20 protein-coding genes are annotated in these 22439 nt (G+C 43.4%); 2 read left to right on the top strand and 18 right to left on the bottom strand.

From position 1 onward, the window contains the following. Positions 1 to 158: 158 nt before the first annotated feature. The 3 genes from K8O68_RS06625 to K8O68_RS06615 form a co-directional block, all read right to left on the bottom strand. A complete protein-coding gene (locus tag K8O68_RS06625) occupies positions 159 to 800 on the bottom strand; it encodes a histidine phosphatase family protein (protein WP_230896139.1) in 642 nt (213 codons plus the stop codon). A gap of 572 nt (positions 801 to 1372) precedes the next feature. Continuing rightward, positions 1373 to 2278, bottom strand: a complete 906-nt coding sequence (locus tag K8O68_RS06620; RefSeq protein ID WP_230896138.1) for a hypothetical protein — start codon at positions 2276 to 2278, stop codon at positions 1373 to 1375. 224 nt (positions 2279 to 2502) lie between these two features. Next, positions 2503 to 2688, bottom strand: a complete 186-nt coding sequence (locus K8O68_RS06615; RefSeq protein WP_093049212.1) for an SE1561 family protein — start codon at positions 2686 to 2688, stop codon at positions 2503 to 2505. Between the two features lie 194 nt (positions 2689 to 2882). Between K8O68_RS06615 and yfkAB the strand changes: the two genes are divergently transcribed. Continuing rightward, complete coding sequence (gene yfkAB / locus K8O68_RS06610) at positions 2883 to 4016, top strand: radical SAM/CxCxxxxC motif protein YfkAB (protein WP_230896137.1); 1134 nt, start codon at positions 2883 to 2885, stop codon at positions 4014 to 4016. Positions 4017 to 4080: 64 nt separating this feature from the next. Here yfkAB and K8O68_RS06605 read toward each other — a convergent pair whose 3' ends face one another. From K8O68_RS06605 to K8O68_RS06540, 14 genes are all read right to left on the bottom strand, one after another. Next, positions 4081 to 5001 carry a C40 family peptidase gene (locus tag K8O68_RS06605; RefSeq protein ID WP_230896136.1) on the bottom strand — a complete coding sequence of 307 codons (921 nt, stop codon included), beginning with the start codon at positions 4999 to 5001 and terminating at the stop codon, positions 4081 to 4083. Next, positions 4998 to 6095, bottom strand: a complete 1098-nt coding sequence (locus K8O68_RS06600) for a dipeptide epimerase (protein ID WP_230896135.1) — start codon at positions 6093 to 6095, stop codon at positions 4998 to 5000. Before K8O68_RS06600 ends, K8O68_RS06605 begins: the two co-directional genes overlap by 4 nt. An 18-nt stretch (positions 6096 to 6113) precedes the next feature. Next, positions 6114 to 7088: an ABC transporter ATP-binding protein gene (locus K8O68_RS06595; RefSeq protein WP_230896134.1), complete on the bottom strand. Its 975-nt coding sequence runs from the start codon at positions 7086 to 7088 to the stop codon at positions 6114 to 6116. Between the two features lie 38 nt (positions 7089 to 7126). Next, positions 7127 to 7843 carry a gamma-glutamyl-gamma-aminobutyrate hydrolase family protein gene (locus K8O68_RS06590; RefSeq protein WP_230896133.1) on the bottom strand — a complete coding sequence of 239 codons (717 nt, stop codon included), beginning with the start codon at positions 7841 to 7843 and terminating at the stop codon, positions 7127 to 7129. A gap of 36 nt (positions 7844 to 7879) precedes the next feature. Beyond that, positions 7880 to 8812 (bottom strand): S66 peptidase family protein, encoded by a 933-nt coding sequence (locus tag K8O68_RS06585; protein WP_230896132.1) that lies wholly within the window; start codon positions 8810 to 8812, stop codon positions 7880 to 7882. Between the two features lie 76 nt (positions 8813 to 8888). Beyond that, complete coding sequence (locus K8O68_RS06580; protein WP_230896131.1) at positions 8889 to 10547, bottom strand: peptide ABC transporter substrate-binding protein; 1659 nt, start codon at positions 10545 to 10547, stop codon at positions 8889 to 8891. A gap of 294 nt (positions 10548 to 10841) precedes the next feature. Beyond that, complete coding sequence (locus K8O68_RS06575; protein WP_230896130.1) at positions 10842 to 11834, bottom strand: ABC transporter ATP-binding protein; 993 nt, start codon at positions 11832 to 11834, stop codon at positions 10842 to 10844. A gap of 3 nt (positions 11835 to 11837) precedes the next feature. After that, complete coding sequence (locus K8O68_RS06570; RefSeq protein WP_230896129.1) at positions 11838 to 12785, bottom strand: ABC transporter permease; 948 nt, start codon at positions 12783 to 12785, stop codon at positions 11838 to 11840. A 1-nt stretch (position 12786) separates the two neighbouring features. After that, a complete protein-coding gene (locus K8O68_RS06565; RefSeq protein WP_230896128.1) occupies positions 12787 to 13719 on the bottom strand; it encodes an ABC transporter permease in 933 nt (310 codons plus the stop codon). 17 nt (positions 13720 to 13736) lie between these two features. Next, entirely contained in the window at positions 13737 to 14561 is an 825-nt protein-coding gene (locus K8O68_RS06560; protein ID WP_230896127.1) for a M55 family metallopeptidase, read from the bottom strand. 293 nt (positions 14562 to 14854) lie between these two features. Then, positions 14855 to 15670, bottom strand: coding sequence for a YfkD famly protein (locus K8O68_RS06555; protein ID WP_370640495.1), 816 nt, complete (start codon positions 15668 to 15670; stop codon positions 14855 to 14857). A gap of 91 nt (positions 15671 to 15761) precedes the next feature. Continuing rightward, positions 15762 to 18446, bottom strand: coding sequence for a tetratricopeptide repeat protein (locus tag K8O68_RS06550; RefSeq protein WP_230896126.1), 2685 nt, complete (start codon positions 18444 to 18446; stop codon positions 15762 to 15764). Between the two features lie 216 nt (positions 18447 to 18662). Next, positions 18663 to 19964 (bottom strand): MATE family efflux transporter, encoded by a 1302-nt coding sequence (locus K8O68_RS06545; protein ID WP_230896140.1) that lies wholly within the window; start codon positions 19962 to 19964, stop codon positions 18663 to 18665. A gap of 152 nt (positions 19965 to 20116) precedes the next feature. After that, a complete protein-coding gene (locus K8O68_RS06540; protein WP_230896125.1) occupies positions 20117 to 20497 on the bottom strand; it encodes an OsmC family protein in 381 nt (126 codons plus the stop codon). 169 nt (positions 20498 to 20666) lie between these two features. Between K8O68_RS06540 and K8O68_RS06535 the strand changes: the two genes are divergently transcribed. Continuing rightward, complete coding sequence (locus tag K8O68_RS06535; protein ID WP_230896124.1) at positions 20667 to 21884, top strand: MFS transporter; 1218 nt, start codon at positions 20667 to 20669, stop codon at positions 21882 to 21884. 170 nt (positions 21885 to 22054) lie between these two features. Here the strand turns inward: K8O68_RS06535 and K8O68_RS06530 are convergent. After that, positions 22055 to 22439, bottom strand: a 385-nt coding sequence (locus K8O68_RS06530) for a transposase (protein WP_230896123.1), incomplete at its 5' end; no start/stop codon positions are given.

Genomic DNA, 22439 nt, shown 5'->3' with positions numbered 1-22439 from the left:
TATTAGAAGTTGGTTTGGCGGCCATCTTCTATTATAACGAGAGGAGTTTTTTCTGTTACCACCCTTAAAGGTTAATTTTCACACAGGCAGAGCCTGTGGTTTAAAAAGACGTAATAAAAAGCCCTGCATCTCAGGCAGAGCTTACTGGCTACCACTGTTTAATAGAGGACCGTAGATGATTTAGAATTCCCTTCTTTTTCGAGATGATCGGTCCGGTTAGTAAAATGAAGCTGAGGCGGGCTATCTTTATCAAGCACTACTTTAGTGATACCGGTATTTCCTATCACAAATGGTCTTTGAAGTGAATGCCAGTTTTCCCCGGCAATAAGGTACATAAGCATAATACTGATAAATCCTCCATGAGACACGACAGCCACCGTTTTATTTTCATAGGCTGCGTTAAGCTGTTCTATCACATACCCGCATCGAAGGGTAATCTTATCGACAGTCTCTGTCCCTTTAATCCCGGAAGTAAGAAGTGCATCTGCCTTTAATTCAGGAAATTCTTCATACATCTGCTTTCGGGTTTTCCCCTCAAGCGGCCCCAGACCTACTTCCCTGATCATTTCCCACGGCTGGGGAGTTAACGGATGATGCTTAGCAATGGCCTCCGCTGTCACCCGTGCTCTTTGCAAATCACTAGTATAAATAGCATCCAGATGGACGCTGGACATCCATTCTCCTGCAAGAGAGGCCTGTTTTTCGCCTAATTCAGACAGCGGAAACTCTGCATGCCCCTGAATGATCCCCTGAAGATTAGCTTCCGACTGACCGTGCCGGATAAAATACACTGTAACCATAAGTTTTATTTCCTCCTCTTACCTTCAACCAACAACATTTATACACACTTAATATTATCTGACTTAATTATATAAATTTCAAGATTAAGGACGTTTACAAAAACTGGGGGGCCTGACCCCATTATCTATGAAGGTTAAAGTCTTCGTGGCGGCTTGCTTTCTTTTTAAATTTTGCTATGTTAAAGTTTGATGTTAATTTATGCGAATCGCTTACCGGCGGACGCTTGCCTAAGGGCTTGCCCTCAACTAATACTGGCTCCTTAACCGTCGCCAGTATGGATTTTCGGACTGCGCTTAATCCTTCAGGCGTCGCCGCCTCCCGCTCTTCTCAGAGTGAGGTATCTTTATCCTGCACTGTGAGGTCATTGTACTTTAACAGAGCCTTATATTTAATTGATGAATTGAAGCGTCGGCTAGCTGAAGTATTGCTCCTGGAAAGCGGCTGCCCATATATGAAATACAGCTTTAAGTTGAACGAGCTTTGTTAACTTCATGGAAAGTAGAGATGCTCCCGGTTATATCCATTTTAAAAGAGTGTTTCCGCTGGGGAAACACTCTTACAGTTTAATATATTATTCGTTGCCTTCGCCTTCTGCCTCTTCTTCTTCCACTTCTTCATCAGACAGATCAGCAGTTGTTCCTTCCGGCCCGTAAGAAAGAGCCATTGCTAAAGCGGTCGCTTCAAACTCTTCGTCCACCTCTGCCGGGAACTGAATAGTGACAATATAACGCCCTTCTTCTACCACTTCATAGAAATTATACTGTTTATAATCGTTTCCGCTGACAGCTTCGGACCATTGTCCAGGCTTGCTGGCATCACCTTCAACTTCAAAATAGAAGTGAAAAGGAGTTGCCTCATCATCTTCAATTTTATAGGCATTAAAGTTTTCCACGTGGCCCGCATTTTCTGTAACTGAGGATTCGAGCGTCATCGCACGGTCAACATCAACATCCTGTACCATGATCGTATCCCCGTCATAGCTGAAGGCTTCATGAACTGTGAAAGTCAGTCCGTACATCTCATGGCTTTCATCTTCGACTGTGAAATCAGCTTTGATCTGGTTGCCAAGCTCTTCGTAGTCTGCTTCCATACCTTCTAAAATCTTAACTTCTTTACCGAAATCTGTTTCATACACTTCCGCTGTGCGGCTGTACTCTTCTCCATCCATTTCATAAACAAGCTCGTTTTCATCAGCATCCTGGTCGACAGTGACAGGAAGTTCGGCGGTTTCAGCATCTCCGTCTTCCTCAACAGAAGCATTGTCTTCCATACTTTCTTCATTATTGTTTACAGCATTCATGTTGTTATCTTCTTCGTTGTTATTAACCTCATTGTTGTTGTTTTCTTCCACGGTATTGTTCTCATTATTAGTGTTGTTTCCATTTAAATTATTATTTCCGTTATCTTCATTATCGCCACAAGCTGCCAGAGCAAGCGAAAGAGCTCCGAAGATAAGGACCTTTGAAATAGCTTTCATTTTTTCTACCCCTTTCATATTTTGAGAATATTATCCTATTGGATTATAACAGTTTATTACCCTTTAATTAAGCATTTTCAATGATTCTGAATTTTTTAACTATCTTAAAATATCAAAAGCCCCTGTCCTGCTTATATTTCGAGCCACAAAATAAAAATATAAAAAATTATGTATTTTAGTAGAATGTAAAAAAATGGGGGGACAGACCCCCCATTTTTTGTATATTATTCACCTTGCTGCCGGTATTGCTGACATTGTTTTTCAAGGTCATCAAGCATTGCTATAATCCGGTCGATGTCTTCAATTCCTGTTTTTTCAGGATCGAGTGAATCTAATATCTCCACGAGATTTTCCATCCGCTGATGGAGGGCATCTAATTTCGTCTGTTTGCCAGGTTCCACATCTGCCATGTCGGTACTCCTCTCTCTGGTTCTTTTATAATTTAATATAATGTCCAGAACATATTGTAACAGATTCAATATTAAGGTCAATCGCCAGTCCCTGTCCGTTTTTTGTCTCACCTGTTCCTATTTTCCGTGAAGTGATGTAATATTATTAACCGGCTGGTTTTTTTGCGAACCCGCTAAAAGGAGTGTTTAACACAATGAATCTTTCAAAAGAAAAAATCAGGCCTTCATATGACCCATGGGAGGCTTACCTTGATATAAAAGAATATGGGAAACCCCAGTTAACAAATATTGAATTTACGACAACTAATTTATGTAATATGAGGTGTGAACACTGTGCAGTCGGTTATTCCTTGCAGACAAAAGACCCTGACCCTCTTCCTCTCCAGATGTTTATTGATAAACTCGATGAAATCCCCCGTCTGAGAGCGTTAAGCATTACAGGCGGAGAGCCGATGCTGTCTATGAAGTCAGTAAAAGAGTATGTCGTCCCTCTCCTGAAATACGCTTATGAACGTGGGGCTAGAACTCAGATAAACTCTAATCTCACTATGCCGCTGGATAGATATAAGTTGATTGTGCCTTATCTTGATGTTTTACACATCTCCCATAATTACGGCAGTATAGATGATTTCACGGAAATAGGCTTTGCCGTTATGGATCGAAAACCGAATGAAAAACAGCGCCAGGCTTATTTTAATACGATGATAGAAAACAGCAAAATTCTCTCCAGAGAAGGTGTCATTATTTCAGCAGAAACAATGCTTAACAAACGAACCTTGCCCCATCTGGAAAAGATCCATGACCAAATTGTGGAAATGGGTTGCCAACGCCACGAAGTGCATCCTATGTATCCGAGTAATTTTGCTTCAAACCTGTCTGTTGCAAGTTTAGACGAAATCAGGGAAGGGATTCACAGGCTGCTGGATCACCGAAATAAAGACATGTGGATGCTGTTCGGAACGTTGCCCTTTTATCCTTGCAATGATAACCAAAAAGATGTGGAATTGCTCTCCCGTCTTTACAGCACTGAAAATGTATCCGTGAGAAATGATCCTGACGGCAGGTCAAGGTTAAACGTCAATATTTTTGATGGAAGTATTCATGTAACTGACTTCACCGATGCCGGCTCTCTCGGAACCGTGCATGACCAGTCCCTGACAGAAGCGTTTGAAAAATGGCAACAGACAGACCTTGCTAAAAAAGTTGACTGTCACTGTCCTGCAGCTGAGTGCCTCGGTCCTAACCTCCTTGTAAAAGATGCCTACTATAAAGGGGCCGACTTTAAAAAGCGGTCAGCAAAAGTAGATGTAAATGGCGAGTTAATCTAATTTACCAGGAAAGTACACAAAGCCCTTGAAAGTTTCATCTTTCAAGGGCTTTTTACTACCAGAACTACCAGAACCGCCTGGCGGAATGATAGTTTATATTGTATTTCGTTTCTTCAATTGGAACTGCTTCTATAGCTTTTCCGGCACTCGGCGCATGAATCATTTTACCGCCCCCGTAATACATGCCGACGTGATAAACGTTGCCTTTCCCTTCATCTTTTGCAAAGTAAACGAGATCGCCCGGCTGCAAATCTTTCCGTTCCACTGGTGTTCCGCTCTTTTCCTGATCTGAGGCATCTCTTGGAATCGTAATCCCCCAGGCACGGTGAAGAGTATACACAAATCCTGAACAGTCAAATCCAAAGCCGCTCATCCCGCCCCATAAATATGGAAGGCCTTGGAATTTTTCTCCGCTTCTAACGAGGTCTTCGCCTGAAGGATGAGGAAACCCTTTCATGCTGCTATAAACCTCCACATCCTTTTTATTAAGAAGCAACATGCCATCCGGAGTAAAAACTGTCACCTTTCCGCCGGATTCCCCCTTATCTTCCTTTACAGGAAGCCTTGTCTGGTAACTGATTTCTAAATACTTTTCTTCTCCCTTATAAAGCCAGGCGGAAGGAGCAGTAACAACCGCAAAAGGGCTGTGCCCCTCCGGCATACCCGAATTCTCATAGGGTACTGCCTGCTTTTTCGGCAGCCAGCCTGGATATCCCTTCTCCAGTTTGGAGCTTGGCTGCTCGTTTATATACACATGTAGCCACTCATTTTTTTCCTCAATTAAGGTCACTGTCTGTCCGTATAGGGCCTGGGTCTGTACGATGTTATCATCGGTCAGCTGCCTCCGTTCGTCTGTCGTCATGCCTTCCAGCCATCCGGACAGATCAACCGGATAGCTCAGCGCTTTTTGATCTATGTTTCTCGGCTTTTCAGGTGACGTCCAGACGGTAGCCACCGGTACCCGGACAATATAGTGTGTGGTCATTCAAACACCTCCTCACATACCCCTGCTCCTGTTATTCCAAGACCTGGTTCACTTTGAAGAATAATTCTATTTTTCTCATAGGTCATTCCGCCCTTTATAATGTCTTCTTTAAGCATCAGGGGCGCATCAAAATCAAATCGGGTAATATTCTTTTTGCTGGCCGCAAAATGCGCCGCCGCAGATATACCAAGCCGCGTTTCAATCATACTTCCGGTCATACACTCCATACCTGCCATTTCTGCAAGCCGGTTAATCAGCTCTGCTTTATAAATTCCGCCCGTTTTCATAAGTTTTATGTTTATCAGGTCAGCACAGCGCCTGTTGATTACTTCAAGAGCGTCTGCTGGCGAAAAGACACTTTCATCAGCCATGATCGGTGTTCCTGTATTGTCAGTTACTGTTTTAAGTCCTTCCAGATTGGAAGCTCTGACAGGCTGCTCAATTAATTCTATGTTCAGGTTCATATCTTCCATTTTTCTAATGGAGCGGACAGCTTCCTTGGCATTCCATCCCTGGTTGGCATCAAGCCGGATTTTTATATCACTTCCGACGCGCCGGCGGATCTCACAGATTCTTTCTACATCTTTTTCAATGTCATCTTTTCCTACCTTAACTTTTAACACTGTGAACCCGTCATTTACATACTGAACGGCGTCTTCCCCCATTTCCTCAGACGAATTGACACTCACTGTGTAATCTGTTTCGATCTCCTTCCGGTAGCCTCCGAGATACTGATAAAGGGGAACGTCCATTTTTTTAGCCAGCAGGTCATATACAGCCATGTCTACAGCTGCTTTCGCACTCGTGTTGCCGACTGTAGCTCTGTGAAGCGTATTGAAAACAGATTCAAAATTTAAGACGTTCATACCGGTAAGAGCCGGTCGAAAGACATAATGAATTGCCGATTCAATACTTTCCATACTTTCTCCTGTAATAACTACAGTAGGAGGCGCCTCACCAAAGCCAGTGAGACCATTGTCGCAACGGACAGTCACAACGATTGCTTCAGCTGTTTCCAGCGTGCGTAAAGCTGTTTTGAACGGTTTTTTCAGCGGAACGGCGATCCGTTTCGTTTCAATTTCTTCAATTACCATTTACATCACTCCCCTGACTCATTCTTTATGCAAATTCGGATCATACAGGTGACAGGCTACAAAATGGTTAGGCCTCGCTTCCAGCCATTCCGGGTTTTTAACGGCACACGTGTCCATGGCTTCCGGGCACCTTGTTCTGAAAGGGCACCCGCTTGGCGGGGAAATAGGGCTCGGTACGTCTCCTGTCAAAATGATCCTCTCTCTCGATTCTTCGATATCAGGATCTGGCAGCGGAATGGAAGAAAGCAACGCTTTTGTATAAGGATGAAGCGGTTCAGCATACAAATCTTCACTGTCGGCAAGCTCCATCATCGCTCCAAGGTACATGACCCCGATCCTGTCGCTTATATGTTTGACCATGGATAAATCATGAGCAATGAACAAGTAGGTCAACCCATGTTCCTTCTGCAGCTCTTTAAGCAGATTAACAACTTGTGCCTGAATAGAAACGTCCAGTGCCGAAATAGGCTCGTCCGCAATGATAAATTCGGGATCCACCGCAAGGGCTCTGGCAATGCCAATACGCTGTCTTTGTCCTCCGCTGAATTCATGCGGAAATCTTGTGGCATGTTCTTTATTCAGGCCAACTGTTTCAAGAAGCTCAAACACTCTTTCCCTGCGCTTTCCCCCTTTGTAAATTCCGTGTATATCCATCCCTTCAGCGATGATATCTTCCACTTTCATCCGGGGGTTTAAAGAGGCGTAAGGATCCTGAAAGATCATCTGCATTTTCCGGTTAAAATCTTTTATTTTTTTTCCACTTATTTTATGTACATTTTCGCCGTTGAAAAACACTTCTCCCTCTGTCGCCTCGTACAGCCGGATAATTGTCCGGCCTGTGGTGGATTTTCCGCATCCGGATTCCCCCACAAGGCCTAACGTTTCACCTTCGTACACATCAAAAGAAATATCGTTTACTGCTTTAAGTACTTTTCCCCTGCCTACGGTAAAATGTTTCTTTAAATTTTTAACCTCAACTAATTTATTTGGCATGCTTTATTACCTCCACCATTTTCACTACTTTCTTCCACTCACTTTTCTGATTGTTTACTTGCTTCCACAAAAGCTGAGAATAATTGAACAGAAGGAAGATCACCTTTTTCTGTCATACATTCCGGGTGCCATTGAACGCCTATCACAAACGAGTGACCAGTGCTCTCAAACGCTTCAATGACACGGTCGCTTGACATGGCAGTTATGCGAAAACTATCCGCCATTTTCCTTAAAGCCTGGTGGTGAAAACTGTTGACTTTAAATTTCCTGCGTTTGGTAATCATATATAAAAGACTGTCCTGTTCGACTTCCACGAAATGAGAGGCGTGAGAGCGCGGAGCCCGCTGTGTATGCTGAAGCAGCTCCCGGTCTGTCTGGCTGTAAATATCCTGATACATATCTCCCCCGGCAGCAATATTTAATATCTGGCATCCTCTGCACACAGCCAGTACAGGTTTGTTACTATCCAGACAGCGTTTTAGTAAAGCTGTTTCAAATGTATCCCTGTCCGGATGAATCAGCCCAAGTTCAGGGTGCGGTTCCTCCCCGAACAACGTAGGGTCAATATCTCCCCCTCCTGTCACCAGCACCCCGTCCAATGACTCTGCCAGCTCATTAATTTCTTCAGGGTCAGTCAAATTAGGAAGGACAACCGGAATGCCGCCGGCACGCGTGACAGACTTAATATTATCGTACGACGTCTGGAGAGTGCGTTCATCGGTATATGAAGACGTTACTCCAATAATAGGTTTCATGTTTTCCACCTTCTGCCTTTATCAAGTTTTATAAGTTTAAGAGAAAGGGTTTTCAATCATAACTGTTTTAGCATATGTATTCATGCGGCTTTTTGCCCCTGCGGGAAATAGAAAATTAGGCGTGCAGTGCCCTGCTTTAAAACCTGATAACACTGGTTTTCCTGCTGGAACGATGTGATGTTCGAACAGCTCTTTTAATGAAAAAGACGGTTTTCTTTTTTTTGGCCTGCAGTCATTGAAATCACAAAGCAAGATCCCACCGGCATCTTTAAATTTCCCAGCCAGTTTCAACTGGTTAAGCATCCGGTCAATCTGATAGGGCTCTTCCTCTGTTTCTTCAATAAAAAGTAATCCACCTTTTGTATCTATTTCATAAGGCGTCCCAAGTGAGTTTACAAGGAGTGTCAGGTTCCCTCCAACAAGCCAGCCTTCAGCCACTCCTTCCACGAGCGCCTCGAGCCGTCCTGCTGCTTCCGTATACGCCAGCTTTCCAGGGTGCTTTAAAAAACGTAAATGCTCTTCAGTTAACGGGGGCAAGGCTTCGTCATGACCCAGGTCTGAACTGAGCATCGGCCCGTGAAAAGTTAAAAGTCCAGCCTCCTGACGAATGGCGGTATGCAAATAGGTCACATCGCTATATCCCCAAAAAACTTTCGGATGAGCCCGTATCAATTCGTAATCCAGCAATGGAGCAATGCGGGGCGAGCCATATCCGCCGCAGGCGCAAAAAACAGCGTCGACCGTTTTATCCTGAAACAAATCATTAATCTCAGCTGCCCGTTCTTTATCCGTGCCTGCTAAATATCCGTAACTGCGGTCAAGAGCATCTCCAAATCGAATAGTAAATCCCATATTTTCCAGCCTTTTCCCTGCTTTTAATGCCTTCTCCTTATCAGGTATACCTGCCGGAGAGGCGACTCCTATGACAGAGCCTTCTTTTAGTTTTTTCGGCTTAATGAGCTCGTTCATTCCATCACTTCCCATCTTAACAACTTAAAGGAATGTCACCCCAGTACCGGCTGATACTGGGGTGACCGTGTTGCATTTATTCCAGGTCTGCCCATTTAAACTCGACAAAACCTACCGGGTGTCTCACCACGTCTGTCACTTCTGGTTTTTCGAGGAATGTGCTGTTGTAGTAATAAAGCGGAACAATCGCATAATCTTCCACAAATACTCGTTCAGCTTCCGCCATCAGTTCGAACCGCGTTTCAGGATCTGGCTCAGACAAAGCTTCGGAGACAAGCTGATCGTACTCTTCATTAGACCATCCAGTCCTGTTCATAGGATTGCCGGTCGTAAAGTTATCAAGGTAATTCATCGGGTCGTTATACCCGCCAAGGAAAGATGACCGGGAATATTGAAGTTCCAGATCTCTCTGCGCGTCAAGAAAAACTGCCCATTCCTGATTTTCCAATGTGACTTCTACACCTAAGTTCTGCTGAAGCATTTCCTGTACAGCCTGCGCCACCGTATGGTGGGTATCGTCCGTATTGTAACTTAACGTGACTTCAGGGAGGGTATCATAACCTTCTTCTTCCATTCCCTGTTCAAGAAGCTGCTGGGCTTCATCAGGATCGAATTCGTGCAGGTCGCCCGCATGTTCACGATAAGTTCCGCCAGCAGGGTGAGCGAAGTCATCAAAGATATATCCTGTCATAACCGGCTGGTTTTCCTGAGTAATATAGTCAACAATTTCCTGTGCGTTTATCGCTTTTGCGAACGCTGCTCTGATATTTCTGTTATGAAACGGCTCTTCCTCTACGTTAAACCGCTGGAACTCAATACCTGAGCGTGGATAAACCGCCGTTTCAGGTCCGTCAATTAACTCTCCGGCCATCTCGGATGGAATATCTGTTATATGCACTTCATCATTTTGATAAAGCTGGTAAGCTGTATTGGAATCTTCAACCATGACGTATTCAATCCCATCAAGGTTTACTGTATCAGCATCCCAGTAATCTTCATTTTTCGTAACGAATAAGTATTCATCATTTTCCCATTCGCTGACGACAAAAGGTCCGTTGCCCACAAATGTATCCGGGCTGTTTGCCCAGTCTTCGTTCTCTTCAACTGTTTCTTTATGCACTGGGAAAAGCTGTGGCATAGCCACGATCGATTCAAAGAAGTCTACCGGGTTTTCAAGTGTCACTTCCAACGTTTTTTCATCCAAAGCTTCTACCATCATATCGTCTTCAGAGCCTTCGCCTTCGTTAAATGCTTCAGCGCCGGCAATCCAGTAGGCATGGTGGGCGGCAGGTGAGGCGGTTTCGGGATCAGCCAGACGCTTAAAGGAGTACTCAAAGTCTTCGGCTGTAACCGGCTCCCCATTACTCCAGTAAGCATCATCACGAAGATAAAAAGTGTATACCAAACCATCATCCGAGACGTCCCACTCTTCAGCCATCGCCGGTTCAGGAACCGGCTCGTCTTTTTCTAAACGCGTCAAACCTTCCATCACATTGTTTAATATGCTGTAGGAATACTCGTCATTCCCGATAGGCGGATCCAGAGAAGTCGGCTCCTCGCTATTGTTGAAAATAAGAATTTTATCTCCGTCACTGGAAGCTTCCTGGTTGTTTCCGGTCTCAGCATCGTTTCCCTCGTTGTTTCCTGAGGCATTTTCATTGCCTCCACAGCCAGCTGCAAGCATAGAGGCGGCAAGCGCTCCCGTAAATAATAGTTTCGTATTCAGCTTTTTCACTATGTTTCCCCCTTGTAAATTAGTATTAAGTATTAAATGACGGCCGTACGAGCTCGAGCTCACCCCCCTTAATAGAATCAGCTCCCTGTTAAATAAAGATGATAGCGATTTAACTTAGATTGAAGAACGCAAGGCGGCGACTCCGATGGGATCAGAGCAGTCTGAAAATCCATTCTGACGCTGCATCGCTAAGTCAGAATTAGTTGAAGACAAGCCCCACGCTTGTCCCCGTTTAGGGGGGAAAGCGTCCGCCTGGAGTGATGAAATCTACAAAATCTATACTTTCTTATCTTTTTAAAAAGGCTTTTCCGCCCTTTCATCCTGAAGCCAGCATTTCGTAAAATGCCGGTCGCTTAAATGGGTAACAGCCGGATCATACGCCCGGCAGACTTCCATGGCGTACTTGCACCTGCTGGTAAAAGCACATCCTTCAGGCGGAGAAAATAAATCCGGAGGTGTTCCCGCTATAGGGATGAGCGGCTGCGAACGGTCGCCGTCCAGCCGGGGAACCGAGGTCAGCAGCCCTCTTGTATAGGGATGCTGCGGCTCGTAAAAAATCTCTTTTACGGTTCCGGATTCTACGATCTCGCCTGCATACATCACATTGATCCTGTCAGCTATCTGTGCAACTACCCCTAAGTCATGGGTAATTATAATAATTGCTACACCTGTTTTTTTCTGGATTTCTTTAAACAGATCAATGATCTGGGCTTGTATCGTTACATCCAGAGCTGTTGTCGGTTCATCCGCTATTAACAGCGACGGTTTGCACATAAGCGCCATTGCAATCATGATCCTCTGCCTCATTCCCCCGCTGAACTGGTGAGGATATAGTTTCAGCCGTTCTTGAGGATTGGCTATTCCTACTAAATTCAACAGCTCGACAGCTTTTTTTTCAGCCTCGGATTTACTGATATTTTCATGAGTTAAAATACCTTCAGTAAGCTGGTCTCCTACTGTTAAAGTCGGATTAAGGCTCGTCATTGGATCCTGAAAAATCATGCCAATTTGTTTACCTCTTACTGATCTCATCTGTTTATCTGATAAACCCGCTAAATCTTTCCCGTTCAGATGGATGCTTCCATGTTTTATCCGTCCGGGCGGCTCAGGAATCAGTCTCATAATACTTTGGGCTGTGACACTTTTGCCGCAGCCTGATTCCCCTACTATAGCGACGGTCTCTCCCGGGGCCACCGCAAAACTGACCCCGCGCACAGCCTGGACTTCTCCTCCCTGTGTAGAAAACGAAACTGCCAAATCATTTATTTCCAGCAATGTCTCTGACATGATCTACCTCCTCATCTTCGGGTCGAGGGCATCTCTTAACCCGTCTCCAAATACATTAAAAGCCAGCATAGTCAGCGAGATAAAGAAGGCCGGGAAAAATAACCGCCACCAGTAGCCGGTGTTCAACACGCCTAAAGCGTCGTTAGCCATCGATCCCCAGCTTGCGACCGGGGCAGAGACACCTAAGCCTAAAAAGCTTAAAAAAGCTTCCGCAAAAATGGCCCCCGGAACAGTTAATGTCATAGAAACAATGACAGGTCCCATTGTATTGGGCAGGAGATGTTTTTTGATGATCCGCGACGTACTTGCGCCCAGCACCTTTGAAGCCAGCACATATTCATTCGTTTTAAGCTGAAGCACCTGTCCGCGCACAATCCTTGCCATCCCTATCCATCCGGTAAGTGTTAAAGCGACAATGATTGTGAACAAGCCCGGCCCCATAATGACCATCAGCAGGATGACAACGAGTAAGTAAGGCAGACCGTATAATACATCCACAATTCTCATAAGGATATTATCGACACGTCCGCCTTTATAGCCGGAGATTCCGCCGTAAATCACCCCGATAACAAACTCTATAAGGGCCGCTGCAAAACCGATAAATAAAGAAATTCTTGCTCCGTACCAGGTTCTGGTGAACATATCTCTTCCTAAGTTATCTGTTCCGAACCAATGTTCAGCCGAAGGTCCGGCGTTCTGGTTGCTCAAAGTCTGTTCAGAGTATGTATAAGGCGTTAACATCGGCCCTATAATCGCCATAATTGTTAAAAAAACAATTATAATTAAACCTGACACAGCTAATTTATTTTTCAACAGCCGCTGCCAAGCATCTTTCCAGAATCCGACACTCGGGCGGACAATGGCATCATGCTCAGCTGACTTATTATTTAAAGGGGCAAACAAACTGTCATCCACAGGGGATTTAGTCGCCCGTTCCTGAGTTGCCGGCATGTTAGTCCTCCTTTGAGTGCAGTTTGATTCTCGGATCTATTAACCCGTATAAAATATCCACAATAAACATCATAACGACCAGGATCGTACTGTAAATAACGGTAGTCGCCATAATCATAGGATAATCCCTGTTACTGATGCTGTTTACAAAATACTGGCCGATGCCCGGAATGGAAAAAATCCGTTCGACCACAAAACTTCCTGTCAACACGGCAGCTGTTAAAGCTCCCATAATCGTTACAACTGGAAGCAGAGCATTCCTTAGAGCATGTTTTACAACGATTTTCATTGTTGACAGGCCCTTTGCTTTAGCGGTTTTTATATAATCCTGGGTAAGTACTTCCAGCATATTGGACCGTGTCAGTCTGGCAATTATCGCCATCGGTCCGGAAGCTAGTGCAATAGCCGGAAGAATGACATGCCTGTATGTCCCCCACCTTGCAATAGGAAAGAATTCCACATTAACGGCTATGTAATTGATAAACAGCATGGACTGAATAAAGTTAGGGATTGAAATACCTATCACTGCGAGAATCATAGTTAAATAATCTATCATTTTGTTATGCTTTAACGCTGCAAATACGCCTAACACCACCCCCGAAATAACTGAGAAAAATAAGGTGGCCAGCCCTAACTGAAGCGAAGCGGGAAAACCGCTTTCTATCATGTCATTGACAGTCCGGGATCTGGAAGTCATCGAAGGACCAAAATCAAAGGTTACTACATTTTTCAAATAAGTCACATATTGCATAGCTAATGGCTGGTCGAGATTATAATAGGCTGCCAGATTGGCACTTGCCGCATCAGAGCTTCCCACATCTGCCACGTCCAGAGGATCACCAGGAATAGCGTGCATCAGGAAGAATGTCAGTGTAATAATAATCCACACCGTAAGAACCATCCACGCAAAACGTTTAAGTATGTATTTCAGCAAAAACCGTCTCTCCTTCCTTAAGAAAACGATGTTCTGACAGCTAATTCTGTCATTACCAGCATCGCCTGATAGGCCTCCAGAATATCTTTTGCTTTAAAAGAGACAGATGTCGTCCCTTCCTCTAAAGTGGTGCCGGGCATTAAGTTCGCCCATTCTGCTTCCCCGTAATTCGTAAATTCAATGGTTAAAACAGGATTTTCCGGAGGTTCCAACGGCTTTATTTTTGCCCGGTTATGTATCGCTTCTATTGTTTTGTCCGTCAGTAATTCAGCTGTTTTTGCTGGTGTAAAACATAATGCCGCCGATCTGGATTGTTGTTCTTTGACGACAGCAGTTGTGACACCGGGTATCAGCTCTTCTGCTTCTGAGGCTGTGGCATCGTCACCGGAGACTAAGAGGACAGGCACACTGTAGAATCCTGCAACATACGCATTAAGCCCCAGCTCGCCGACTTCTTTTCCGTTAATAAACATTCTTTTCACTCCCGAGGTCATCGTGTGGCTCATGACCCCCTTTTGAGAGGCACGTGCATGGTAGCCTAGAAACATGGCGCCATCAAAACTGTGGTCGAGACCCTGCACCATTGAGTAAGGTTTGACATCTCCTGAAATAAGCTTAGCCTCTTTATGTAACTCTTCAATTAATAAATTAGTCATTTTAGAATGGCTGTCGTTTACTATTATTTCTTTACAGCCTGACTGAAAAGCAGCCGAAATGACCGTGTTAGCTTCAGCCGTCATTAATTGTTGTCCACGGTAATAGTTGCGTTCGCCTGGGTGAACAAACGTTAAGTCGACTAGCCCTGTTATCCCCTCCATATCTATGGACGTATAAACTTTCATTTTGGCCCCCTTTCCTTTCCTATCCAATCTTTAGAAAAACTTGCCATAATTATATCAAAATACAGTTGAGTTCACAAAGAATTTTTAGAATTTTCCCCAAATTTTAAAAGTCAACCCTTTTGTTACATTTATTGACATTAAGATTTAAGTTTAAAGAAAATGTGCTAAGTAACTCCCGTATCCTTCCATTTATTCCATTTTCAAAGAACTATATTAGTAAATTAATTATAAAAAGCAATACACTGCTGCTGAAAGCGCAATGTATTGCTTTTAAACTCCTTCTTCCGGGAGCCTTATGAACGGGGGGCTTTAGCTGATTCCAGCCGTAAGTTAACGTAATCCTGAATAGGAATCCATGCTCCTATCCCCTGCTGGGTCACATTTTTTATTTCCAAAGAAGGTTTATCTCCTTTTATCTTCAAATATACTTCACCATAGGTCACTTTACCTTTTTCGTTCACAGCTGATGCATAAGTATCCAGATACCCCATGGTACGGGGAGCTACGTTATATACTCTTTCTGTCTGAGTGCCAAATCCGATAATAGTGGAAAAACTTAATGGCATCTTTGTTTTTTCTTCAGCTTTTAATCTCATCATGTTTTTCACCATTTCGCTGTCCTTTATTTCTGCAGTGAGCCCGCCCTTAATCCGTTTTTGCTGCTGCTGGCTGTATTGAATCTTTTTCTGATCCTGACCGCCTCTGTTATCTACCATATTCGTATTAATTTTTTCGTAATCCCAGTTTAATACGGTATCATCTGACTCGTAGGAAAGTGGCCATTGGCCAAGATAGATGGAAACATTCATCCCTAAAGCCAGCTTAGACCCTTTAATCGTTGACTCATTCAACATCTTAATTAATTCCGGGTTTTCAATGGTAACTTCTGTTGATTCAAAGAGCTGTTCAGTTAACGTGCTGGGCTGAAGCCTCGGCAAATCCTGTGCAGGATTAGGGTAAGTGTTTTCCTTAGCTATACTCATTACAGACTGGGGAATGTCAGACGTTTCAGCACCGTCCTCTTCTGCTGCAAAAACAGATAAAGTCCCTGAAAGCATTCCTGTTACACAGACGAAAAGAATAATTACGGATATTAAAGTTTTTTTCACGAAGGTGATACCTCCTTCTAACGTTAGTCTTGGTGGTTAGTTTATCTAAAAAAACAAAAAAATATCCCCGTTATTGAACGGGGATTGAAATTTATTGGTTTTGAGGCACCAGCGCCATCATTTCGCATTGCAAAAGTCTGGTTTCAAACAATTTTATTGGATCATAAAAGGCAGCGGGATTATCCCTCATCAGCTGCAATTCTTCTTCAGCTTTGTTTATCTGTTCTTCAGACTGGCTTATTCCATTATCCAATTGCTGAATAGGCTCCTCAAAACACATTTTCATATCCGATTTCAACGACTTTTCAAAGAGATCAAATTCAAAAAATACTTTTTCTATAACCGTATCAGTTATTTCCTCAAAGCTGTCATTTTCAATGGCTTTCCGGTACTGGTTGTAGAGCATTTGCTTGTTCTGCTGAAAGTTCCCGAACAGTTTACCCGCACTTTTTAATAAAAACTGGGATGGTTTCATTCGGTTCATTATATTTATATCTTCCACGTCAATTCTGTTAAGCATCCTGTTCAGGTCTCTTTTCCAGTCTGTGAGCAGCTGGAAATCGCAGGCCAAAGCCACTCGTTTTTCGCCATACATATTGTTAAAAGTCTCATTTACTTCATCCAGGTAAGCTTGCGTTTTAGAAATATCTTCACGGGATTTCTGAATCCAGGTGTTTAGCAAGGACTGAAATTCAGGTATCATCGTATGATTTAAATAGTCATTGATTTTGTTATTCATTAACGTATTTAACTCATCCTGAATATTTCTGAAGTCGCTGTCTTCCTCAATTTCATCCGCAGTATCCTGAAGAAGGGGCGGAATATCTTCCTGCACTTTTCTTTTCATTTTTTCTTTAAGGTCATGGTAGGATTTCTTAAATCCCTCACTTCTGTCCATCTCTGCTTTTTCTACGTTTTTCTTATAGTGAGTGTATTTCGTACGGGCTTCTTTATGGAAAGCCACTGTTTCTTTATAAACACTTTCTTTTGTTTCCCTCTGGTTTTTCAAATGGGCAAGCAGAGTGCGGATAACATGAAGAAGCTTTGTCACTTTCCTGTTATCATTAATAGTCATATTCATTAAATAATGATTGCGGATAAAATCTGCTACATTCTTGCCATTCATAAATGGTTTTACTATTAAGACTTGTGATGAAGGGAACAGGTTGGCCAGACTGTTTTTTATATCTTCACTGTCAGTATCTGTTCCTTCTGATTCACTTATAATAAAGTGGACAGGTATGCCTGGCTGCCGGTTCGAAAACTCACTTAATGCCTTATATTCCTGGTCAGTGACCGGCCTTGAGCCGTCCACCACATATAAAACGCCGTCTGAAGTTAAAGTAAAATCAAAAGCATTTCCGTTTTCAGGTTCTTTACGATAAGGTGCGGTAATAATCGAACTATCCATCTGGTTCAGCAGATGGGAAGGCCAGTTTAACTCCACCAGGGCGTCCGGCGGTAAATGAGCGATATCCTCCACCAGCGTTGAGCCCATTTCCGTGATCTCCATCATTTCAGGCTGTTCCGCTCCATGATTCATATACACGGTCAAAGATTCCCCTTTAAAGAGCTCTTCACCTAAAAGTTTGTTTAAAACAGCTGTATTTTCTTTTTGTGATTTACCCGTAATACACAAATGCTTCTTGTTCAGATTCCACATTTGTGAAAGCAGCCATTTGTTTTTGTTTCCGATTATTATGTCATTTCCTTCTGTCCATTGAAGGACTGTCTGCAGTAAGGCAGTAAGTTCTTCCACATTTTGTGCTGAAGGGTACTCGCTGACCAGAAGACGTTCTGCGTCCTCAAGCGTATTCCGGTTAAACGTATCCGGAAAGAGTTCGTTCCAGGCCAGAACAGCACTAGATGCGTACAGAGGCCCGGCAGCCTTTGAAATTTTCATCCAGTTAACCAGTAAGGAAGGAACGACGGGTTTCAGATCATTAATTAAATAATCTCCGTCCATCAAAGCGAGGTAGCTGTCATAGTGCAGCCGGGATAAATCACTCCAGTCCTCTTCTTCCGACACCTCAACCTGGCGCAGCAGATCATTTATGGTCGCAAGCCACGCAAGATTTGATGAGGTATGCTTGTAGCTTTCCCATAAGGATTTCGTCAAGTTTGAGAATATATTCTGGTCCAGTCTGGAAAGAGGCAGAAGAACCTGGGTAAAGTATTCCGGTGTAAAATCTTTTGTATATCCTTTATTAGCATAAGTAGTCAGAACAGTAAACCAGTGAGATGATTCTGTCCGGACAGCTTCCTTTACAGCCAGCTCCACAGCTTTTCCCCAATCCTGCTCTTCTTCATAGAAAGTCCTTGCAATCTCAGTTACATTAGGATAATCCGGATCAACCGCGAGTGCTTTCTTAATATACTGGTGAACTTTGTCTTTATTATTTTTATCAGCGTACAAAGCTAAAAGCTGTAAAGAAACCTCTATTGAAAGAACCGTGCTTTCTGTCTGAATAGAAGTATAAGTATTCTCGGCTTCATTGAGCCAGCCTAACTCGTAGTAGGCATCCCCGATATTCTTTTTCGCCCACGGCGCCAGTTCATTTTTTACGAGGCCCCATTTATAGACCGCTGATTCCATATCCCGGTGATGGTAATAAACTTCCCCTTGAGCAAATCTGACAGACGACAGATCAGTCGTTTCGTCCATCTGTTCTTCATAAAAAGCATGACCTAAAGCTTTAACAGGGGACTGCTGATGCTCTTCATCCACAATAGTCCTGAAATATGTCTTATTTATCATATGTTCTTCAATCATCATGCTTTATTCCTCCCGTAAACATTTAATGTTCAGACAAATCTAAACACCTGCACGAACAGGCATTATTCCATACCCTTATCTTATTTTAAATGTACCATTTATGCTATACTAATTCAGCTGAATTTCGACATATCAGCATATAATTCGTTTGTTTGTGCGTTTTTCAGTCCATTAACCAGGAAAAATAATTGGAATTTAATGGGGGGTCTGACCCCTTTACTTATCCAGCACTTGAATTTCTCTCCACTTGCCGAATTTATAATAACCGACAGCCAGTAAGCTGCTAATAAACAATGAAGCCGCCATCCCTGCACCTATGCCTCTTTCTCCGAGCCATAACGCACCTAAATACGTCAGGGGGAACCGGAGAACCCAGAATGATAAGACATTCAGTACAAATACCTGAAACATGGCTCCAGCTGCTCTCACGACACCATTTAAAACAAAATTAATGCCTAAAAAAGTATAGAAAAAAGCTACCGTCTGAATATACGTTGTGCCGAACGCGACAGTTTCAGGTTCCTGTACGAACATAGCTATAGCATGTTCAGCACTTAGAAATACAATCGCGCTGATCGTTAACGACACAATCCCAATAAGGATCAGTCCATTTTTAGAAATTTCTCCGACTCTTTCCCATTTCCCTGCTCCAATATTTTGTCCGGCCATACTGTTAATCGCTGAACCGAGAGTCAACGCAGGGAGCATAATTAAACTTTCCAGACGCTGGGCCGCACCGAACCCTGCCACTACTTCTTCCCCGAAGTTTGTGACTACCGTCATAATAGCCAGCACTCCGCCTGAAATCACCATCATTGAGAGCCCAGACGGCAGCCCCAGTTTAAAAATCTTTTTAAGCTGGGCCACAGAAGGTAAAAAAGGGACAGAAAACGGCACGCCTGCTTTAGAAACAGAGTAGATGAGCCCGTATATAAAAGCGGTGCCCTGGGAGACAATCGTAGCATACGCAGCCCCTGCGATCCCTAAATTAAACACAGAAATAAAAAGAGGATCCAGCACCGTATTTAAAATGACCGCCAAAAGAACAAAACGCACTGGCGTTTTACTGTCCCCCAAAGCCCTTAATACAGTCGCTATAAAATTATATCCAAATAAAAAAATAATCCCGATAAAATTAATACGTAAGTATAATGTAGCAAGCGGAAGCATCTCATCCGGCGTCCCCATCCATTGGAGAATATAGCCGGATATAAAAAAACCAGCTATACCTAATAGCACGGTCATTGTTCCTAAAATAACTACAAAGGCATTTAACGATTTTTTAAGCCCTTCATCATCGGCTGCGCCTTTATGCTGGGATAAAATGGTCAAAGCTGCCGTGTTTATGCCGATTATAAACGATAACATCGTAAAAATGACCGTCCCCGAAACTGCAATTGCACCAAGGGCGTTAGCTCCAAGGAGATTACCTACCCATAGAGAGTCGATGAGCTGATAGGACGTCTGCAGTATATTCGTCAGAAAAATAGGAGAAGAGAACAGGATCATCTTTTTCATAATACTGCCTTCAGTAAAATCATACTGCCGGGTACTCAAGGCGGCATCCCCCCTTTTGCCTGAGCCGTTTCCTTCTCATGGTGTGAAAAAAGGAAGGGTGCCCCTTCCTCAATCGTAAGTTATTGCGGTTTTAAATATTGCTTTTAGATCAATTACTTTATTTCAAAGGTTTCAGTTATTTCGACGGAATCCGCAACAGTTTGCGCCATTGGGCAGTTTTTGCTGGCAAGGTGGACGGCCTTTTCCACTTTACTTTCCGTCAGGTTCTCTCCATGGATTACATAATGGAGCATAATATGTGTCAGCCGGTTAGCCCGCTCAGGGTCCCGTTTCACGTCAGCTTCCACCTGGATATCTTTTACGCTCATCCGCTGTTTTTCAAGGACCTTTCTAAGGACTGAACCGCTGCAGACAGCGATTGAGCTGACCATCAGCTGGAAAGGACGAAAGCCTTTCTCCTCATTTCCTGAAACGACAAGCTTTCCGTATTCAAATTCTGTTTCAAATGCATCATCAGTGTAGGTGAATTTCATCAAAACATCCTTTCATTTTCTATTTCCCGTTCTTACTATTGTACTTTTTTATAAAACTCACGTCACGTTATAGGGTTTTATTTTCCTTGCACATTTATAAAAACCAATTACAATTAAATTTGGATATAAATCCAACTCATATTTTTTAGTACGGGGAGCGATCATGCTCATGACCACACAATTATCTGCGGAACAAACGAAAAACAATCCCGTCTACCGTTACTGGGTACTGGTAGGCATGGTTTTAATTGCAGGCTTTTCGCAAGGAATGCTGCTGCCTGTTCTGGCTGTTATGCTTGAAGGCTCCGGAGTGTCTTCTTCTGCCAACGGCTTAAACGCGGCTGCCCTCTACATAGGAATTATATTAATCTCTCCATTTATTGAGAAGCCTGTCAGAAAATACGGCTATAAACCCGTTATTATAGTGGGGCTGGTTCTAGTCTGTTTTTCTTTATTGCTGTTCCCTTTATGGCAGGCATTCTGGTTCTGGTTTGCCTTAAGAATGGTAGTAGGCATAGCAGACAATTTAATTCATTTTTCCACCCAGGTGTGGATAAGTACGACAAGCTCGAGGAAAAACCGCGGCCGGCAGCTGTCTTTATATGGCCTCGCGTTTGGAATGGGCTTTGGACTGGGGCCCATGATGACAAGACTGCTGGAAATAAATGAGTATCTGCCGTTTATTATAGCCTCAGCTGCCAGTGTGATCGCCTGGGTGTTTATGCTTTTCCTTAAAAATGAGTGGCCTGCCAGTGATTTTGAAACAGGTTCACAGCTTAATACATTTACCCGCTATAAGAAAGTTTTAAAACTCGCCTGGTTTGCCCTTCTTCCCGGTTTTTTCTTTGGGTATATGGAGGCTTCCCTGCATGGCAATTACCCGGTATATGCCCTTCGTATGGGTATTGATATTCAGTTTGTGACTGTTTTACTGCTTCCCGGTTTTGTATTTGGCAGCCTGATCACGCAGCTGCCTTTAGGTATTTTAAGTGATAAATTAGGACGGAACAAAGTCCTGCTTGGCCTCATTTCCACAGGCCTTGTCATCTTTTTCAGTATGTCTTTTGTTGAACATATTCCATGGCTCTTATTCACTTTATTTGTTATTGCCGGTATGCTTCTCGGCTCTCTTTTCTCACTCGGAATCGCCTATTTGGCAGACCTGGTTCCGGCAAACCTTCTGCCTACAGGCAATGTGATGACTGCCGTACTTTTTGCTGTCGGCAGTATGACCGGCCCGGTAGTCGGCGGCATTCTGATTGAAGTCGTCGGAGAAGGCGCCATCTATTACTCTCTCACCGCGATGCTCGCTGCCATGCTGGCAGCCGGCCTCATTTTCCAGGCCCAGCTCAAAAGACAGGCCCGAGCCGACAGACAGGCCGCATAAAACCCAATAACTGGGGGGACAGACCCATAACGATTGCACGTAAGTAAAATAAATACACTAATGGTAATATATGTAAATGATATTTTGGGTTAATTTTAAAAAAAGGCGGACGAGGCATACAACGACCTTGTTCCCTTTTTTTCCTATTTAGCTTTCACCCAAACTTTTAGTTACTTTCTTTTTTGAACCTTAACTTTCGCCACACTACCCTGAAACTGAGGATCCTTTTTCTTCTCAATCGGCACCTTTTGTCTTCCTTTTGAGGTTTTTGATTTCTTTCGAAATAGTTTTGCAGTGAAGGTGTCCCAACTGTCGTACATATACACACGCATAAGAAGAAGGAACTCCCATAATGTTTTATTTGTTCCGGTTTTTAATTTAAGGATCAGAGCTAAGCAATAAGCTGTCAGAGAGAGGAACATCTGGTTCCACACTCCTTGTGGTTTCGTGCTCCATATTTTTACCAGACTCAAGTGCTGCTTGATCCATTTAAAAAAAGTTTCGATCTTCCAGCGATGTCTATATAGATCCATAATCTCCTGGCTGGTTAGGTCC

Origin of the sequence: Salipaludibacillus sp. CUR1, from assembly GCF_021028955.1 — a bacterium.
Taxonomy (GTDB): domain Bacteria; phylum Bacillota; class Bacilli; order Bacillales; family Salisediminibacteriaceae; genus Salipaludibacillus.
This window is presented reverse-complemented; position numbering and strand designations above follow the sequence as displayed.

What these genes read in the sequence shown, in the direction of transcription:
- K8O68_RS06620 (WP_230896138.1), bottom strand. Translation starts at nt 2,278, where the DNA reads ATGAAAGCTATTTCAAAGGTCCTTATCTTCGGAGCTCTTTCGCTTGCT.
- K8O68_RS06545 (WP_230896140.1), bottom strand. Translation starts at nt 19,964, where the DNA reads ATGAAAAAGATGATCCTGTTCTCTTCTCCTATTTTTCTGACGAATATA.
- K8O68_RS06560 (WP_230896127.1), bottom strand. Translation starts at nt 14,561, where the DNA reads ATGAAAGTTTATACGTCCATAGATATGGAGGGGATAACAGGGCTAGTC.
- K8O68_RS06625 (WP_230896139.1), bottom strand. Translation starts at nt 800, where the DNA reads ATGGTTACAGTGTATTTTATCCGGCACGGTCAGTCGGAAGCTAATCTT.
- K8O68_RS06590 (WP_230896133.1), bottom strand. Translation starts at nt 7,843, where the DNA reads ATGAAACCTATTATTGGAGTAACGTCTTCATATACCGATGAACGCACT.
- K8O68_RS06535 (WP_230896124.1), top strand. Translation starts at nt 20,667, where the DNA reads ATGACCACACAATTATCTGCGGAACAAACGAAAAACAATCCCGTCTAC.
- K8O68_RS06585 (WP_230896132.1), bottom strand. Translation starts at nt 8,812, where the DNA reads ATGAACGAGCTCATTAAGCCGAAAAAACTAAAAGAAGGCTCTGTCATA.
- K8O68_RS06570 (WP_230896129.1), bottom strand. Translation starts at nt 12,785, where the DNA reads ATGCCGGCAACTCAGGAACGGGCGACTAAATCCCCTGTGGATGACAGT.
- K8O68_RS06600 (WP_230896135.1), bottom strand. Translation starts at nt 6,095, where the DNA reads ATGGTAATTGAAGAAATTGAAACGAAACGGATCGCCGTTCCGCTGAAA.
- K8O68_RS06575 (WP_230896130.1), bottom strand. Translation starts at nt 11,834, where the DNA reads ATGTCAGAGACATTGCTGGAAATAAATGATTTGGCAGTTTCGTTTTCT.
- K8O68_RS06540 (WP_230896125.1), bottom strand. Translation starts at nt 20,497, where the DNA reads ATGAAATTCACCTACACTGATGATGCATTTGAAACAGAATTTGAATAC.
- K8O68_RS06550 (WP_230896126.1), bottom strand. Translation starts at nt 18,446, where the DNA reads ATGATGATTGAAGAACATATGATAAATAAGACATATTTCAGGACTATT.
- K8O68_RS06595 (WP_230896134.1), bottom strand. Translation starts at nt 7,088, where the DNA reads ATGCCAAATAAATTAGTTGAGGTTAAAAATTTAAAGAAACATTTTACC.
- K8O68_RS06605 (WP_230896136.1), bottom strand. Translation starts at nt 5,001, where the DNA reads ATGACCACACACTATATTGTCCGGGTACCGGTGGCTACCGTCTGGACG.
- K8O68_RS06615 (WP_093049212.1), bottom strand. Translation starts at nt 2,688, where the DNA reads ATGGCAGATGTGGAACCTGGCAAACAGACGAAATTAGATGCCCTCCAT.
- yfkAB (WP_230896137.1), top strand. Translation starts at nt 2,883, where the DNA reads ATGAATCTTTCAAAAGAAAAAATCAGGCCTTCATATGACCCATGGGAG.